Annotated in this window: 12 protein-coding genes; 7 read left to right on the top strand and 5 right to left on the bottom strand. The window is 39.6% G+C overall.

From position 1 onward, the window contains the following. The first annotated feature begins 178 nt into the window (after positions 1-178). From L2737_RS06025 to L2737_RS06005, 5 genes are all read left to right on the top strand, one after another. Positions 179-2,338 (top strand): tetratricopeptide repeat protein, encoded by a 2,160-nt coding sequence (locus tag L2737_RS06025; RefSeq protein ID WP_248955086.1) that lies wholly within the window; start codon positions 179-181, stop codon positions 2,336-2,338. Positions 2,339-2,506: 168 nt separating this feature from the next. Next, positions 2,507-4,063, top strand: a complete 1,557-nt coding sequence (locus L2737_RS06020) for a GGDEF domain-containing protein (RefSeq protein ID WP_229369203.1) — start codon at positions 2,507-2,509, stop codon at positions 4,061-4,063. 35 nt (positions 4,064-4,098) lie between these two features. Next, positions 4,099-5,463: a nucleotide 5'-monophosphate nucleosidase PpnN gene (ppnN, locus tag L2737_RS06015; RefSeq protein WP_248955085.1), complete on the top strand. Its 1,365-nt coding sequence runs from the start codon at positions 4,099-4,101 to the stop codon at positions 5,461-5,463. A 175-nt stretch (positions 5,464-5,638) separates the two neighbouring features. Next, positions 5,639-6,415 (top strand): flap endonuclease Xni, encoded by a 777-nt coding sequence (xni, locus tag L2737_RS06010; protein ID WP_248955084.1) that lies wholly within the window; start codon positions 5,639-5,641, stop codon positions 6,413-6,415. A gap of 3 nt (positions 6,416-6,418) precedes the next feature. Beyond that, the gene (locus L2737_RS06005; RefSeq protein ID WP_248955083.1) at positions 6,419-6,883 is read left to right on the top strand and encodes a DUF3192 domain-containing protein; all 465 of its coding nucleotides are present in this window, start codon (positions 6,419-6,421) and stop codon (positions 6,881-6,883) included. Between the two features lie 160 nt (positions 6,884-7,043). Here the strand turns inward: L2737_RS06005 and L2737_RS06000 are convergent, their stop codons facing one another. Continuing rightward, a complete protein-coding gene (locus L2737_RS06000) occupies positions 7,044-9,800 on the bottom strand; it encodes a S9 family peptidase (RefSeq protein WP_428848375.1) in 2,757 nt (918 codons plus the stop codon). A gap of 496 nt (positions 9,801-10,296) precedes the next feature. Here L2737_RS06000 and L2737_RS05995 point away from each other — a divergent pair, with 496 nt between their 5' ends. Further along, on the top strand, positions 10,297-11,307 hold the full coding sequence (locus tag L2737_RS05995) for an isocitrate dehydrogenase (protein WP_102529062.1): 1,011 nt from the start codon (positions 10,297-10,299) through the stop codon (positions 11,305-11,307). A 110-nt stretch (positions 11,308-11,417) separates the two neighbouring features. On the opposite strand, the gene rlmM is transcribed toward L2737_RS05995, so the two are convergent. From rlmM to L2737_RS05975, 4 genes are all read right to left on the bottom strand, one after another. Next, positions 11,418-12,512: a 23S rRNA (cytidine(2498)-2'-O)-methyltransferase RlmM gene (rlmM, locus tag L2737_RS05990; protein WP_102529061.1), complete on the bottom strand. Its 1,095-nt coding sequence runs from the start codon at positions 12,510-12,512 to the stop codon at positions 11,418-11,420. Positions 12,513-12,757: 245 nt separating this feature from the next. Then, a complete protein-coding gene (locus tag L2737_RS05985; RefSeq protein WP_102529060.1) occupies positions 12,758-13,138 on the bottom strand; it encodes a DUF423 domain-containing protein in 381 nt (126 codons plus the stop codon). Between the two features lie 38 nt (positions 13,139-13,176). Next, the gene (locus tag L2737_RS05980) at positions 13,177-13,911 is read right to left on the bottom strand and encodes an alpha/beta family hydrolase (protein ID WP_248955082.1); all 735 of its coding nucleotides are present in this window, start codon (positions 13,909-13,911) and stop codon (positions 13,177-13,179) included. A gap of 64 nt (positions 13,912-13,975) precedes the next feature. Next, the gene (locus L2737_RS05975; RefSeq protein WP_102529058.1) at positions 13,976-14,887 is read right to left on the bottom strand and encodes a transcriptional regulator GcvA; all 912 of its coding nucleotides are present in this window, start codon (positions 14,885-14,887) and stop codon (positions 13,976-13,978) included. Positions 14,888-15,068: 181 nt separating this feature from the next. On the opposite strand from L2737_RS05975, the gene L2737_RS05970 reads away from it, so the two are divergent. Next, positions 15,069-15,305: a hypothetical protein gene (locus tag L2737_RS05970; protein ID WP_229369209.1), complete on the top strand. Its 237-nt coding sequence runs from the start codon at positions 15,069-15,071 to the stop codon at positions 15,303-15,305. The last annotated feature ends 234 nt before the right edge of the window (positions 15,306-15,539 follow it).

The following is a 15,539-nucleotide window of genomic DNA, read 5'->3' as shown; positions in this document are numbered from 1 at the left end:
TCCTTCTGTTATTATTCTTGTTATAATTTTTGTTTATTGTAGTTATTTGTTTTCAACATCATACAAATTCTTTGAAAAAAGTTTACCTCAATGGAAATGATAATATAACAAGCGGCATTATTCGCCCACCGACTTCCAACAAAAGCTTACAAAATAATAATAAGGCCGTTAATCATTCATGCAAAATATCATTCTAAGCAGTTACGTTCTATTGCTATCAATAATCGCCTTTCCTGCTCATGCAGACCGTTATCAGCAGCGAGAAATTGAATTTAATGAAACGCCCAATGTATTGTTTGAGCAATTATCAATTCGTACTCAATTCCCTCTGTCATTTAATGATCGCGCTGAATTTGAGGCCATTGCGGACTCTTTAAAATATCATCCGGATGAATTACATGCTGATTTAGAGATTTTGGCGCGACTTTTTCTAGAAACAGCACTGAAAGCTGAGGACAAAATTAATAAAGCCCGATTACTGACACAACAACTTGAAACTCTTGCTGAAACGCCAATGCATGAAGCAATTATTTTACTACTCGAGGGGAGAATTAGAGGCCTTGAAGATCAACAGTACAAACAGTCCATCATTTTATTCAAAGAAGCCCTTAATAAAATAAGCAATATCAACGATAACCAAAGTTTAAATTTGCAATTTATACTGCATCAAAATTTAAGCTCCTTACACACTTTAGTGAAACAAGACACGCAAGCTTTATATCATTACAAACGCTACCGAGAAATTGCTTATCGACTGCATAATGATTACTTCATTGCTCAATCTGAAACAGCAATAGGCATTTATTACACTGGGCGTAATCAATTAGCTAAAGCACTGCAGCATCATAGTGAAGCCTATAGAATTTCGAATCGTTTAAGCTACCCAGTCATTCAAGCGCAAACGCAGTTTCAATTATCTCGTGCTTACCGCGACTTAGGTCAATGGGATGAAGCCCTCAAGAATGCCAATGAAGCCGCAATCAGTTATCAAAAACTGGGGCGAGATGCATCTCAATCTAAAACGATGACTGTCATTGCGATGATCTATGCTAATCAAGAACAGTGGAATAAAGCCATTGACTATTACCTTAATGCACAGCAATTAGATGAAAAGCATAATCGAAGAATAAGCCAAGGGCTTAATTTCCATAATATTGGCGAAGCGTATCTTCATTTAAGTAATTACCCGTCTGCTATGAATTACTTACAAATGGCTAATGATATATTTAAAGAAAAAGGGATCATGCATTATCTTGTTTATAATGAGTTGCTATTTGCCCAAGCATTGTCAGAGCAGTCATTATGGAAAGAAACAATAACTCATGGGGTTGCCGCATTAATCATAGCCGATTCAAAGCAATTACCTGATGCGCAAAAGGAAGCTCTTGAATATTTAGCCAAAGCATACAGAGAAGAACGTAATTACCCAGCGGCATTAGATATGATGGAAAGATTAGTCCAAATGCAACAAAGCACCGAAGAAAAGCCTGTTGAAGAAACACTTACATCAAACTTAACTGAAGAAAAATTAAAGTTTGAAATCAATATCTTTCAACATAAATTGGGGAAATATATTGAAAGCAGCAAAGATCAACAAATGGCTATTATCATCCTACTTGCGACGATTTTCATATTATCTTTTGTATGGCTTTATAGCTTAAAACGCCTCAATAGTGTGAAACAACAAAAAGCTTTACTGGCTAAACAGGTATTACAAGAGCCTCAAACACAGCTTAAGGGTTATCAGGGATTACTTTGCTGTATGTCTAATGATGAATCCCCTAAAACCATTGCCTTGGTGAGTATTAGCTTACTAAGTGAGTTAGACATTGAGTTTGGATTAACAGAATCGAATGCCATCACTGAGAACTTAATCAGGCAATTTGAAGAACAATTAAACAGTAAAGTATACCTAATGAAACCTGGCGAGCTTGCTTTTTGCTTTAAAGAAGTATTAACCCCAGAACAAACCTTGGCTCAAATCTCCGATGCTTTGTCTCATCAAGCATTAGCAATTAATGATAATGTCCCTCACTTCTCGGCGCTAAACAGGCTTGAGCTTGAGTGTGTACTTGGCCATATAAACTTGCCGCTTTTGGCGAATCCTGACATAAGGCTCACTACCGAATTACAGTTTGAAACAGTGCAATACGCTTTAGCTGCAGCAAAAAGTATTAATGTAGGCCATACTTACGTCAGTATTAGAACCCTAAACTTTGCTCCAGCAGCCATTTTCTTCAAGCCATTATATTTAAATTTAACTCATGCGCTGCAAAGGGGCATTATTCGGGCCGAAAGTAATCGAGCCATGTCCGATATGAAATGGCCTAAAAATTAATCACTAAAACCCGATTTGCTAAGCTTTCATTCATATTGGCCGATATAGGTGTATAGTTGATTGATAGCATTATTAAATATACTTTTTTTAAAGTATAATTATGGACTATTCAATCGGCTAGATTATTGATGTTATTAGTTATTTGTTTATCTTAGGAAACCTATAAGCATGAAAGATTCTTCAACTGCAGTCTCACAAGTTTCATTATTAAAACAGAAGCTTAATTCGGCTAAGTTGGCACTCGAAGAAATCCATGAAGATCGTAATGAAAAATTACGTACTTTAATTCAATTCTTAGGGCATTTGAGTCTAGCCTGCAAAGGACAAAATCTTGAGCTCGATAACCGTTTAGCCAAATTGCGTCACCACCTTCAGGGTTACGATCAAATCAATGAAGCGCTACCTGAATTAGTAGAAATTGAACGGTTATTAAAAGGCCAATACAACCATACTATGACGCGCCTTGAAGAAAGTCGCACTAGCCTTTCTCGGGTCATCAGTCAGATACAAAGAGTTGATTCTGCGCCTGATGAAATCAAAAAAGAAATCAATTACTTTAAAAAAGATCTTAATAAGCCCATTCATACCATTTGGGAATACATTCCAAAAGTAGAGCAAGTGATTAGCTTCTACGAGCATATTTTACAAAAAGAGTTTGCTGGCACTGATGATCATGTCATTTTGCCGCAACACCTCATTTTAGCGAAAGAGCTTGCCCATAAAATTTCAGAAATAGAATTTAGAAAAGAACAGCGTGATCAAATCTTAGTGATGAAAGAAGTCTTGATGGGTGACATCAAACTGAATACATTACTTGAGTCGTATCAAACGATTCTAAGCTTATTACTCAATAATATCGCACGTGAGAAAACGGCATCTCAAGACTTTTTATATGCACTCAATGATGCCATTAGTGTTGTACGTGATGTAGTCACAAATACAGCCAATAACAATGACCGCTCACAGCAAATTAAGACTCAACTTAATAAAGAAATTAACTTACGAGTGGATAATGCTGACGGCATTTTAATTGAGTCTGATGATTTAATGGCATTAAAGACAGCGCTTACCGTGCAACTTTCATCATTAAAAGATGCCTTAAGTCGTAAGGAAGCATTAGAAAGTCGTGAACAAGCACTATTGCGTAAATCCATTGAGTCAATGCGCAAAGAACTCACCAGCATCACTAAAGAAGCTAATAGTTATAAAGAAAAGCTGTTTGAACACCAAAAACTGAACTTACTTGATCCACTGACTCAATTGCCAAATCGTGCAGCGCTTGAAGACAGAATGGAGCAAGAATTTAGAAATCATAAACGTTTTGATACGCCGCTATGGGTTGCAGTAACAGACATTGATTATTTTAAATCTGTTAATGATAACTTTGGCCATAGCACCGGTGATAAAACCTTGCAAGTGATTGCTATGGCATTAAAAAACTCTTTACGAGAAAGTGAATTTGTTGCCCGTTATGGCGGTGAAGAGTTTGTTTTATTGCTTCCAGAAATCAATCAAGACAATATTGGTTTATTATTAAATCGTGTACGGGAAAAAATTAAGAACATCCCATTTAAATTTAAGAATCAGCGTATTACCGTCACATTATCCATTGGTGCAGCGCAAGTTATGAACAACGAGCGTATTGAAGAAACCTTCGAGCGTGCCGATGCTGCCCTATACAAAGCCAAAAATAATGGCAGAGATAGAGTCGTGATTGATATCTAATATCATAGGCAACTCATCTCTAAGAGGAGTTGCATATGATTGTAAAAATTAGCCCTAGAGGCAGTTTAGATCAACTGTCTCAAATGGAAGTTAATCGTTTAAAGCAAAGCGCTAAAAGTGAACTTTACCAACTGCTAAGAAACTGCTCCCTTGCTGTCCTCGCCTCCGGTTTGCAAAGTGATAACTCAAAAACCCTATTTGACACTTACGCCAATTTTGATATCAATGTACTACAGCGTGAGCGGGGCCTATTAATTGAATTAATCAACCCTCCAGAGCAGGCTTTTGTCGACGGAGAAATTATTGCGGGCATTCAAGAGCATCTATTTGCAGTCTTACGAGACATTGTCTATATCGACAATAAATATGATAATTTAAAACATATCAACCTGACCAATGCCAGCCACATCACCAATGTGGTGTTCGATATTCTGCGTAATGCCAGAGTCATTTCTCCGATGAAAGATCCCAATGTGGTTGTTTGTTGGGGCGGTCATAGTATTAACCCCATTGAATATCAATACACCCGTGAAGTCGGCTACGAGTTGGGATTAAGAGGCTTAGATATCTGTACCGGTTGTGGCCCTGGCGCGATGGAAGGCCCGATGAAAGGCGCTGCGATTGGACACGCAAAACAGCGAGTCAGTAATGCACGTTATATCGGCTTAACAGAACCCAGTATTATAGCCGCTGAGCCTCCAAATCAAATCGTCAATGAATTAGTCATATTGCCTGATATCGAAAAACGTTTAGAAGCCTTTGTTCGCTTAGGGCACGGTATCGTTATCTTTCCTGGCGGCGCCGGGACAGCTGAGGAATTACTGTATATTCTGGGGATTTTACTCAATCAGGCAAACCAAGATTTACCCTTCCCGCTCATTCTAACTGGTCCCAAAGAGAGCGCTGACTATTTCATAGAAATTGATGCCTTTATTGGCGCAACGCTAGGTCAAGAAGCACAGGACAAGTATCAAATCGTTATTGATGACCCAGTCGCTGTCGGCCGCATAATGAAACAAGGCATGCTGAAGGTAAAAGAGATGCGTAAAAGTTTAGGCGATGCCTATCAATTTCAGTGGTCATTAAAAATAGAGCCTGAATTTCAACTACCTTTTGAGCCTACTCATGATGTGATGGGGAACTTGCATTTATACTTTCAACCAAACAAAGCAGAGCTTGCCGCAACACTTAGGCGCGCATTTTCAGGTATTGTGGCTGGTAATGTAAAAAGCGATACCATCAAATTAATCGACGAGTTTGGCCCCTTTGAAATCCGTGGTGATAAACAACTAATGACGATGATGGATAAATTGCTAAACGCTTTTGTTAAGCAACAAAGAATGAAGCTGCCAGGTAGCGCTTATGTCCCTTGCTATCAAATTGTTACCCCTGATGACTAGAAGCTACTTTGGCCAAGTAAAATGCAGGGCGTTGTTTAATATCACGTTAAATAGCTATATGATTAGTCATCACAATTTGCGTCACATGAAATAGACTTTCCCTGTGATATTAATAATAAAATATTCCCTGCAACGACTCACTTAAGTCGTGCCACCAGCAACGAAAAGATAAAACATGAATAAACTATTGATCATTGATGGTCTCAATCTTGTTAGACGTATTCATGCTGTATTACCAGATGAAAATGATATTGCCAGTGTCAAAGAGCGCACAATATCTGCGTCAAAAAAGCTCCTAAACCACCATAAACCCACTCATGCGATTGTAGTGTGGGACGGCGATGAAGAATCCTGGCGAAAGCGCTTATACCCAGATTATAAAAAAGGCCGCAAGCCCATGCCTGCAGCGTTAAAATCTGGATTAGCTGAGATTAAAGTTGCCTTAGCAGAAGCCAACATACATTCACATGACGCTGCCTCAGAAGCTGATGATGTCATTGCAACCTTAGCCACAAAAATCGCCGAAAATAATGGCAAAGCAATCATAGTGTCGACGGACAAAGGTTTTGGTCAAATTAGCCAATCGAATATCGATATCTGGGACCACTTCAAACAACAGTATTTTGAGATAAAAGAATACGAAAAGAAGTTAGCCGTTCAGCAAAATCAAATATTAGACTTTATCGCTCTAGCAGGTGATTCTGGCAATAAAGTGCCAGGGATTGCTGGCATTGGCCCCAAATCAGCTGCAGACTTATTAAATAAATTTCGTAGCCTCGCCAACTTATATAAATCAATCGATAACCTTGGGGCAAAGCAAGCTCAAAAATTATTAGATGGCAAAGATATGGCACGGGTAAGTTATAAACTGGCACAGCTACAATGCCATATGCCACTTAATATCAATCTGAAACAATTTAGAGTCCCAGCCCAAAACGAAAGGAATGCTTAAGCAATGAAACCTTCCCTCTCCATGCTTATTGCATCAATGTTTATCGCTTATGTCGTATTCGCAATCACCGTTGTCATCATTTACGAGCCTCGTCCTGAAGATCGAAGCTGGCAAGAAAGACAAGAGTTTAACCATAGGATGCTGAGCGAAATAACCATTGGGCAAAGTATTCAAAGCATTCGTCAACAGATGGGTCGAGCTGACTTTACCGAAGCCAAAGCTTCCGATAGCGCAAACTTTCAAATTATGTTTTATCGAACGCACCACGTAAAATCCGATGGTAAAACCACCAAAGATGAGTGTACACCTTTGTTGTTTAAAGATGAGCAGCTGATTGCATGGGGGCAAGAAACTTATGACCAGTTCTTGCAGATCCCAATTTTAAATAACATTGTAGAGCCTGTGACCTCGACAACAGCTGTGTTACCAGCTGTAGAAGCGGAAGCCACAAGCGATACCCAGAAGTAACGCTAAAAGGCTCATTGCCTAATCACTGAATTGATTTTGCTAAACCTGTTGTATTATTCAATGACCCCAGCGTCATGCAAACATAAAAAATGCCACTTAATGTGGCATTTTTATTGGACTTAACTGAGTCAGTTTAGCTCGATTAAATGAATATAGGTAGCTACTTATATTCTTTATAAGCTTCGCCTTTTTCCAACCACTTTGGCGCATCTGCACCCTTTAGGTAATGGTCAAAATACTGCTTCATTCTAATCGTGTAATCTAATTTATTTGGGTACTTTTTCAAGTGATGTGGTTCGTCTTCATATTGTAAGAACACCACATCTTTCCCCGTACGGCGCATCGCCAGATATAATTCAACACCTTGTTCCCAAGGCACCGCATCATCTTTATCACCAAACATAATCATCATCGGGGTTTGAATACGTTCAGCATAAAACACTGGTGAGTTTTCTATATATTTCTGTGGTGATTGAAACAAGCTTTCAGCAATACGGCTTTGGCCTGTTTCGTATTGGAACTGACGCGCTAAACCTGAACCATGACGAATGCCACTATATGCACTGGTCATATTCGATACGGGCGCGCCTGTTACTGCAGCTTTAAATATATTTGTCTGGGTCACTGCAAAAGCAGTTTGATAGCCGCCCCACGAATGCCCTTGAATCCCCACAGCGTCAGGATCGGCGATACCCATATCGATAAGCTTTTGGACGCCAGAAGTTAACCCTTTAACTGCTGATGCCCCAGGATAACCTACTTCAAAACGGATATCAGGCAAGAATATTGCGTAGCCATTGTCAGCATACCAAGCAAAGTTAGGACGATGGTTTATCGCCATATGCGGGAATGAATGTAAACGGTCGCTCATAAAGCGGTAAAAATACACCATGACAGGGTATTGCTTACCTTCTTGATAATGAGTGGGTTTAATCAATACGCCATCAGTTTTACGACCATCAGCATCGCTCCACTGAACCAACTCAGCACTTGCCCAATCAAAGCCATCACGTTGCTTGTCTAAATCAGTTTGTTTTACAGCATCATTTGGTGAGTTCACGCTAGCGGTATAAAGATCTGGAAACAAATCATAACGCTCTTTCGAATACACGATAGTATCTGCATTTTTACTGCGCGCTAAGATTTTCAGTTTAGCGTTACTATCAACTAATTCGGTCAAACTAGAGACGCCAACTGTAGCACTATAAAGACTGTCGGCTTTAGTGGTTTCGTTATAACCATGAATCAGCAATGATTGATCTTGTGTGACAACCGCAGGCACATCGCCGTCTTCGTATTGCCCTTCTACACGTAGTTGCGTTTTAGTCTTACGCCCTTCCCCTTTTGACAACATAAAGCCGTCAAAAGATGACGAGTTGAACTGCCAAATGTCATATTTGTCATAGGCAATAATGCCTGAGCCATCTGCTAACCAAGGACCGAAACCATAGCTTGGTGCATTACCAGGATAATCATGATCTTCATTGGCAAAACTGACGCTAATATCTTTTGAGATGGTGTGTCTTCTCACGCCTGCAATATCGTACATAAATAGCTGGCCTTGTTGATAATAAGCAACAAAGCGTGCATTTGGCGATAATGTTGGCATTTCATTAGATGGATGCTGAGTCAGTAACTGCAACTTTCTACCAGTATTTAAATCAACCAGATAAACGTCTTGGTAAAAACCCGCCCAAGTGATCATTTTCTGATATGGCACATCTGAGGTCGCCAGTAGATAACGTTGCTGCTCTCCATATTGCACATCTGGAATCGCTTCATCAGCAAGTTGGACGATGCGATTTGCTTTTACATGCAGTACAGATAAATAAGTGCGTTGTTGCTCTTTTGAATATTGCTTAACTTCATGAGGCTTTATCTTTGGGTCATCGCCATGCCACACTTTCAAATTACGAAGACCTGTAACCACACTGGTATCATATAAGTCAGCTTCAGACTCGATCTCTGCTAACGAAACCACTTTATCAACCTGAGGTACGCGGCCAATAAATAGTCGCAAACTGTCTTCAGAGAAAAACACTTTAGAATATTGGTTTAATGTCCAGTCATCATCCAGTGGCGTTTCTTTCAATTTAAATGTGGTTAAGTTTAATAGTGAAAGCTGATATTCACGCTCATCACGTTCGACTTTAGCGTCACCTTGAGTGAAAGCGAGCCATTGACCATCATCAGATAAACTTAGCTCTCCAACCTGGCTATCAATGTTTTTAAACACTTGCTTAAGGGTATTATTGGTTAAGTTAACTTTTTTAATGAGGTGTTGATTTGTTTTGATATCATTAATAGCAACAACAAAGTTTTTACCGACGCGGTCAAAACTAAATTGAGTCACATTGTCAAAATCGTGGCTCGAGTTGTCAGCTAATTGAATCAGTTTTATTGCACTGCCAATGTCTTTTTCATTGATACTAGGTGCGTCTTTATCTTCATCACCCTCGGCTTTTTCAGCTTCAAACCAAATCGCTAAAAAGAGTCCATCCTGGCTAAACTCTGCATGTTTCACTTTCTCGAAGTTTTGTTGTTCAGCTGTTTCGGTGTTGAATAATGCAAGCCCTGAATGCAGTTCCGATTTTTTTAATGTCTTCTTTTCTAATAACGTCGGATTAAGCGTCGCAATGGCAAAACTGCCTTGGCTGTTCAGCTTAACATCTGAACCGCCAGCAATAACAAACTGCTTCTTAGATTCAACAATATTGATCAGTGCCCGGCTATCACCTCTATCAGGCATTGCTTCAACAGCGATGGTCTTTCCATTATCAGAAATCACTGGCTGCTTAAGCGTTTCAAAATGCATAATGTCATTTAGCGATAATGAAGTGGGTTGTTCAGCCGCAGCAAGCGACATTGACGCTGTGAGTAACGTCAAGGGAATAAGTTTATGTAACTTCAAAGTCATCCTCGTTATATTTATTATTTTTAAACGGCTAAGTCTTGAAGACTCATCCTAACGCTTAAGCATAAGAAACGACATATTTTACATGAGTGGAAATAGATCGTTTACCATCAATGTATAATTCTGTTCTCTTTTTAGCAAAAACAATAATTAAGTTTATTTTTTAAACTGTTAGACCAAAGTCGTCTGTTCAAAAAATCTAATCTCAATAAGCTATCTTGGTAAATTAACCGAACCAATTAACGAATCAGCAACAATCACGGTCTAAATATGACGCATATTGAAGCTTTAATTTAAGCTGTTGTGAATATCTTAAAGCAATCAGCTGAGGATTAACTTAAAAAACTTAAAAAATATGTGATTTATCTCACTAAATCCTGTAAAAAAATTTCAAAATTCGTTAAAATGCGCCGCAACAGAACCGTTAGTTAATCGTCCCGTAACAGTGTTATTAACACTGACAGGAAAATGCAGTAACCACTAAGTGGAAGGACTATCCATGCCAAAACGTACTATAACCGTAATCCCAGGTGACGGGATTGGACCAAGCATTATCGATTCCGCTTTAAAGATTCTCGACAAAGCTGGTTGCGACTTTGAATATGAATTTGCAGACGCCGGTTTAGCCGCACTAGAAAAGCAAGGTGAATTAGTACCACAGCGTACCTTAGACCTAATCGAAAAAAACCGTATTACATTGAAAGGACCTTTAACAACACCTGTTGGAGAAGGCTTCACTTCAATTAACGTGAGCTTACGTAAAAAATTCAGCCTATATGCAAACGTACGCCCAGTACTTTCATTTAACGGTACTCAAGCACGTTACGACAACATTGATATCATTACCGTTCGTGAGAACACGGAAGGTATGTACTCAGGTTTAGGTCAAAAAGTATCTGATGACGGCGCGACAGCGGAAGCCACCAGTATCATTACACGCCAAGGCGCTGAGCAAATCACAACATTTGCCTACGAACTAGCGCGTAAAGAAAACCGTAAAAAAGTGACTATCGTCCACAAAGCTAACATCATGAAATCAACTTCAGGTTTATTCTTGAAAGTGGCACGTGAAGTAAGTGAACGTTACCCAGATATCGAAACAGAAGAAATGATTGTTGACGCAACTTGTATGAAGTTGGTTATGAATCCAGAAAATTTCGACGTTTTGGTCACCACTAACTTATTCGGCGATATCTTATCTGACTTATGTGCAGGTCTAGTCGGCGGTTTAGGCATGGCACCTGGTGCTAACATCGGTAAAGATGCTGCTATTTTCGAAGCTGTTCATGGTAGCGCACCTGATATCGCGGGTAAAAACTTAGCTAACCCAACGTCTGTAATTCTTGCTTCTATCCAGATGCTTGAATACTTAGGTATGGCTGACAAAGCTGAAATGATCCGCGCAGCAGTATCTGCAGTGATCGAAGAAGGCGACCGTACTACTCGTGACTTAGGCGGTACTCATGGTACTACTGACTTCACCCAAGCGGTTATTGACCGTTTAGGTTAATTTACCTGACAATCAGTCGGTAAATAATTAAAAAGCTTTAACAAAAAGCCCTTAGTGATTCACTAAGGGCTGTTTAATATCTGTTTTTACTCGCTATGCCTGTTTGCTACTTAATCGTGAAAATTCCAGGCTGTATTAGGCTTAACCCATAAATGTACCGTCACTTCATCACGGTCATGGTAAAGATGTTTACATTGGATTTTAAAGTCATCAATTTCATTTTCTTTTAAAATCACAGCCATGGTATCAAGAATTTGTTTAACTTCTTTATAGCGACTCTTCATTGGGAGTTTAAGATTAAAGATAGCTTCTTTAAACCAACCATTAATGGCCCAAGCTTCCATTAACTCAGCAACACGTGATGGCTTTTCTACCATGTCACACACTAGCCAATAAATGTTCTTTCTTGGTGGCTCAAAACGAAAACCGTCAGCACGATAATGACGTACTTGCCCTGTATCCATTAGCTTTTGATCCATAGGTCCATTATCAACGGCTGCAACAAACATACCACGGCGAACTAGCTGATAAGTCCAGCCTCCTGGACAAGCGCCTAAATCAACAGAATGCAGGCCTGAACGACAACGTTGCTCTTGCTCTTCCTTTGTTAAGAAATGCCCAAATGCTTCATCCAACTTTAAGCTTGAACGACTTGGCGCATCTGCAGCCATTTTGAGGCGTGGAATACCCATAAAATGAGGCGAGCTGTTGTTTGTTAATGAGTAACCCACATAAGCCTGACCTGGCGCCACAAAGCAAACATGAATAATCGGTCTTCTGTCATTTTCTTGAGCAAGTAATGAACCTGACTTTTTTAGCCCCTGGCGCAATGGCACGGTGAACTTACGACAGAATCCAGATAATTCTTTAGCTTCATTGGTATCAGGCGTTTCGACTCTTAATTCACCTGCTTTAGTGACACCTGACAATGCCGCCACAACGGGTGAAACACGGTCAGTTTCAGGCAAGCCCTTTAATAAGTCATTAGCTGCAAACATTTGTCTGGCAAAGACTAACGAATTCAGTTCGATTTTCTTGGCTAGCTGTTCACCACCATCTTCTTCAAAGCATTGGTAAATAACATAGGCATCGTTGGTATTGGTTTTAACAAAACCACCAATATTCAAGTCAGCTGCTCGCTGTTGAATTTCTGCAGCACAATCTTTTTCATAACCTGCACGGCAGAACAAAAATAGGTTTTTCATGGTGAACCTTAAGCTTCAAAACGAGACTCAAGATTGAGTGTCGTTAGTCAGTACAATTAAAAATACAATATTGAGCTGCATTATACGCAACTTTACAGACACTGTGTGAATTGAAGATATAAAAAGCGAAAACAACAAAGCCGCAAAAAGTTGCCTTTGTGCGGCTCTGTAGCAATATCAAACATCAAACATCAAACATCAAACATCAAACGATATTAAGCTGACGCTATTAATCCAAAGTGATTCTAAACTTTATCTTCATGCTTAAAGATAGCAAGCGCAAACAGTAACCAACCTAATAACATACAAAGGCCGCCCATTGGCGTTATCGGGCCAATCCATTTAGCCCCTGTGAATGCATAAACATATAGCGAGCCAGAGAACAGTAATATCCCAACAAAGAATAGGCCTGCTGCCCAATTAAGTAATTTTGAAGATATCCAATGCCCAGCAAAAGCGACCGCAATAATCGCAAAAGTATGGTAGAAATGATAATCCACTCCCAGCTTAAAAATAGCCACAAGTTCAGGAGGAGCAATATTTTTAAGTCCATGAGCGCCAAATGCGCCTAAACCAACCGCAAGAAAACCACTCAATGCAGCTAATAGTAACAAGCCTTTTTTCATTTCATTGCCTTTAAAAATTCAACTATCATCAAAAATTATTAAACGTGTAAATCGATAAACTGCTTACATTGCTCAACACAATCTTGCAGATTAGCCTCTAAAGTGGCACCTGACGACTTTCTTGGCTTAAAACTATGATCGCCATCAGTAATCCAGCCTAACTTAATCGCATCGCTTAGCGGCCAAAGTGGTATTTCTGTTTTGCCACCAAACTTATCACGCTCTCCCTGTAACACCATCACAGGCACTGAGGCATCATTTATCGGCGATAAACGGGGCTCTCCCCCTTTTAGCGGCACAAATGGATAACCTAAACACATTACCGCCTTGATTCGCTTTTTTACTTGCTCAAACTCAGGGTGTATTTCAACTTTGGCGATATCACTTAATTCAGGCGTTGTAATAATCGCTGACATTCTTCCCCCCATGGATTTCCCCATGAGGATAATATTTTCCGTAATTAAGCTGCCCTGTTTGATTTGATGTTCAATATCAACTAGCACTTGTTGGTAGTAATTAAGTAACTTAGGCGCTCTATCGGGTGGTCTACGCTTACCGTCTTGCATGTTGGCTTGCATATATAAGAAGTTAAACCGTAAAACTTGCACACCAGTTTGTGCAAGATCGTTTGCCACTTGCTCCATAAAATCGGAATGCATATTAGCGCCGGCGCCGTGGGCAAAAACCACCAAAGTTTTACTGGGTTTGCCCAATAAAATCGTTTCAATGTCTATTTCAGGCGCTGGTGTTAGTCTATTTTCAAGTTTTGTCATTATTGGGCTTATCTGTAATCATGTAGACATAATATTAGGCGAAGCAAATTGCACCGCGCCGAGCTTAACCAGCAAGTAACTCACTACGTGATTCTTCGGCAAACATGTCAACCATCCACTCTCTAAACGCGGCAACTTTACCGAGTTCGGAATGATTTTGCTGACAAACCAAGTAGTAAGCATCTTTGCTCACTAATACTTCTGAGAAAGGACACACTAATCGCCCCGCCTTAATATCAGGTCGAGCAAGCACGCTATAACCTAATGCCACACCTTGTCCATGAGCTGCTGCTTGTAAAACCAATGACGAATGACTGAATATCGGCCCCGAGTTAACATTAATTTCACTAATCCCGCATTGTCTAAACCAAGCTTGCCAATCATGGCGACTTGAGTCATGCAATAAGGTGTGATTTTTTAAATCACTGGGTTTCTCTAACGGTTTAGGGCCATTGAGTAACAAGGGCGAACAAACTGGAATAAGCACTTCGTTGCGTAACTTATCAGCGCGAAGTCCTGGCCAATTGCCTTGACCATAATAGATAGCAACATCGACGTCATCAGTTAATGAATCAGCTTCACTGTCTACGGCTTTAATCCGCACATCAATGTCTGGATTTTTTTCACTGAACTTCGCTAATCGAGGCACAAGCCATTGAATTGCAAAGCTTGGAGACATACTTACCGTTAATGAACCTATCGCACTTCTTGCTAAAAGGCGGTCCGTAGATTCCCCAAGTTGGATAAAGATATCTTTGATATCGAGAAAATAACTCTGGCCTTCTTCCGTTAATAATAACGAGCGGTTTTTACGGCGAAATAGTTTTAAACCTAAAAAATCTTCTAATGCTTTAATTTGATGACTCACCGCCGCTTGAGTCACAAAAAGTTCTTCTGCCGCACGAGTAAAACTCAAGTGTCTGGCAGCGGCTTCGAAAGCTTTGACCGCGTTCAAAGGTGGCAATCTTCTCGACATAGTGATCAATCTCTCGTTTTTTAATTAGTTTTTCTAATGATTATCGTTATTTTTTGTCGTTTGTAAAGAACACTGTATTCGTTTAAATTATAACCATTGAAATTTAGTGAGTTGGACAATCTCAATATGGAAAAGAGGGAGTGTCCGACAGTATGATTTGTCAGCCCGGAGGCGACCCTTTATGTTTAACTTAAAAACCCTAGCAACTGTAACTTTACTTTCTACTTTCGCTTTTGCAGCTAACGCTACAGATTCAACAATTGATATCAGCGACCTGCAAGCGTCAATGAACGCTGAATTTGAGCAAAGTATGACAGAAATGCAGAACAACGTTGATGTCGATGTTAAAAGCTCATTAGTTGCTGAGAAAGAAGATCAAACAACAGTGACCACAGCAGAAGTTCGCATTGCTGAATAATCTACTGTAAAAACAGATTCAAAAAAACCGCATTAGCCAAATTAATGGTGATGCGGTTTTTTTATGGCCATTTTTTATAGAAAACCACAATATGGGTTCAACTTAAAGTAGCTAACGGCAAACCTTGAGAATAGAAGATAAAAAAATAGCTAGCGGAATACACCACTAGCTATTATTTAATAAGTTTTAAACCGTTATTACTGCAATTTCAAGCCTCAACAATATCAAACCTCA

Source organism: Shewanella electrodiphila (assembly GCF_023283985.1).
GTDB lineage: Bacteria > Pseudomonadota > Gammaproteobacteria > Enterobacterales > Shewanellaceae > Shewanella > Shewanella electrodiphila.
Note: the sequence above shows the minus strand (reverse complement) of the source record. Positions and strands in the feature narration are given on the sequence as shown.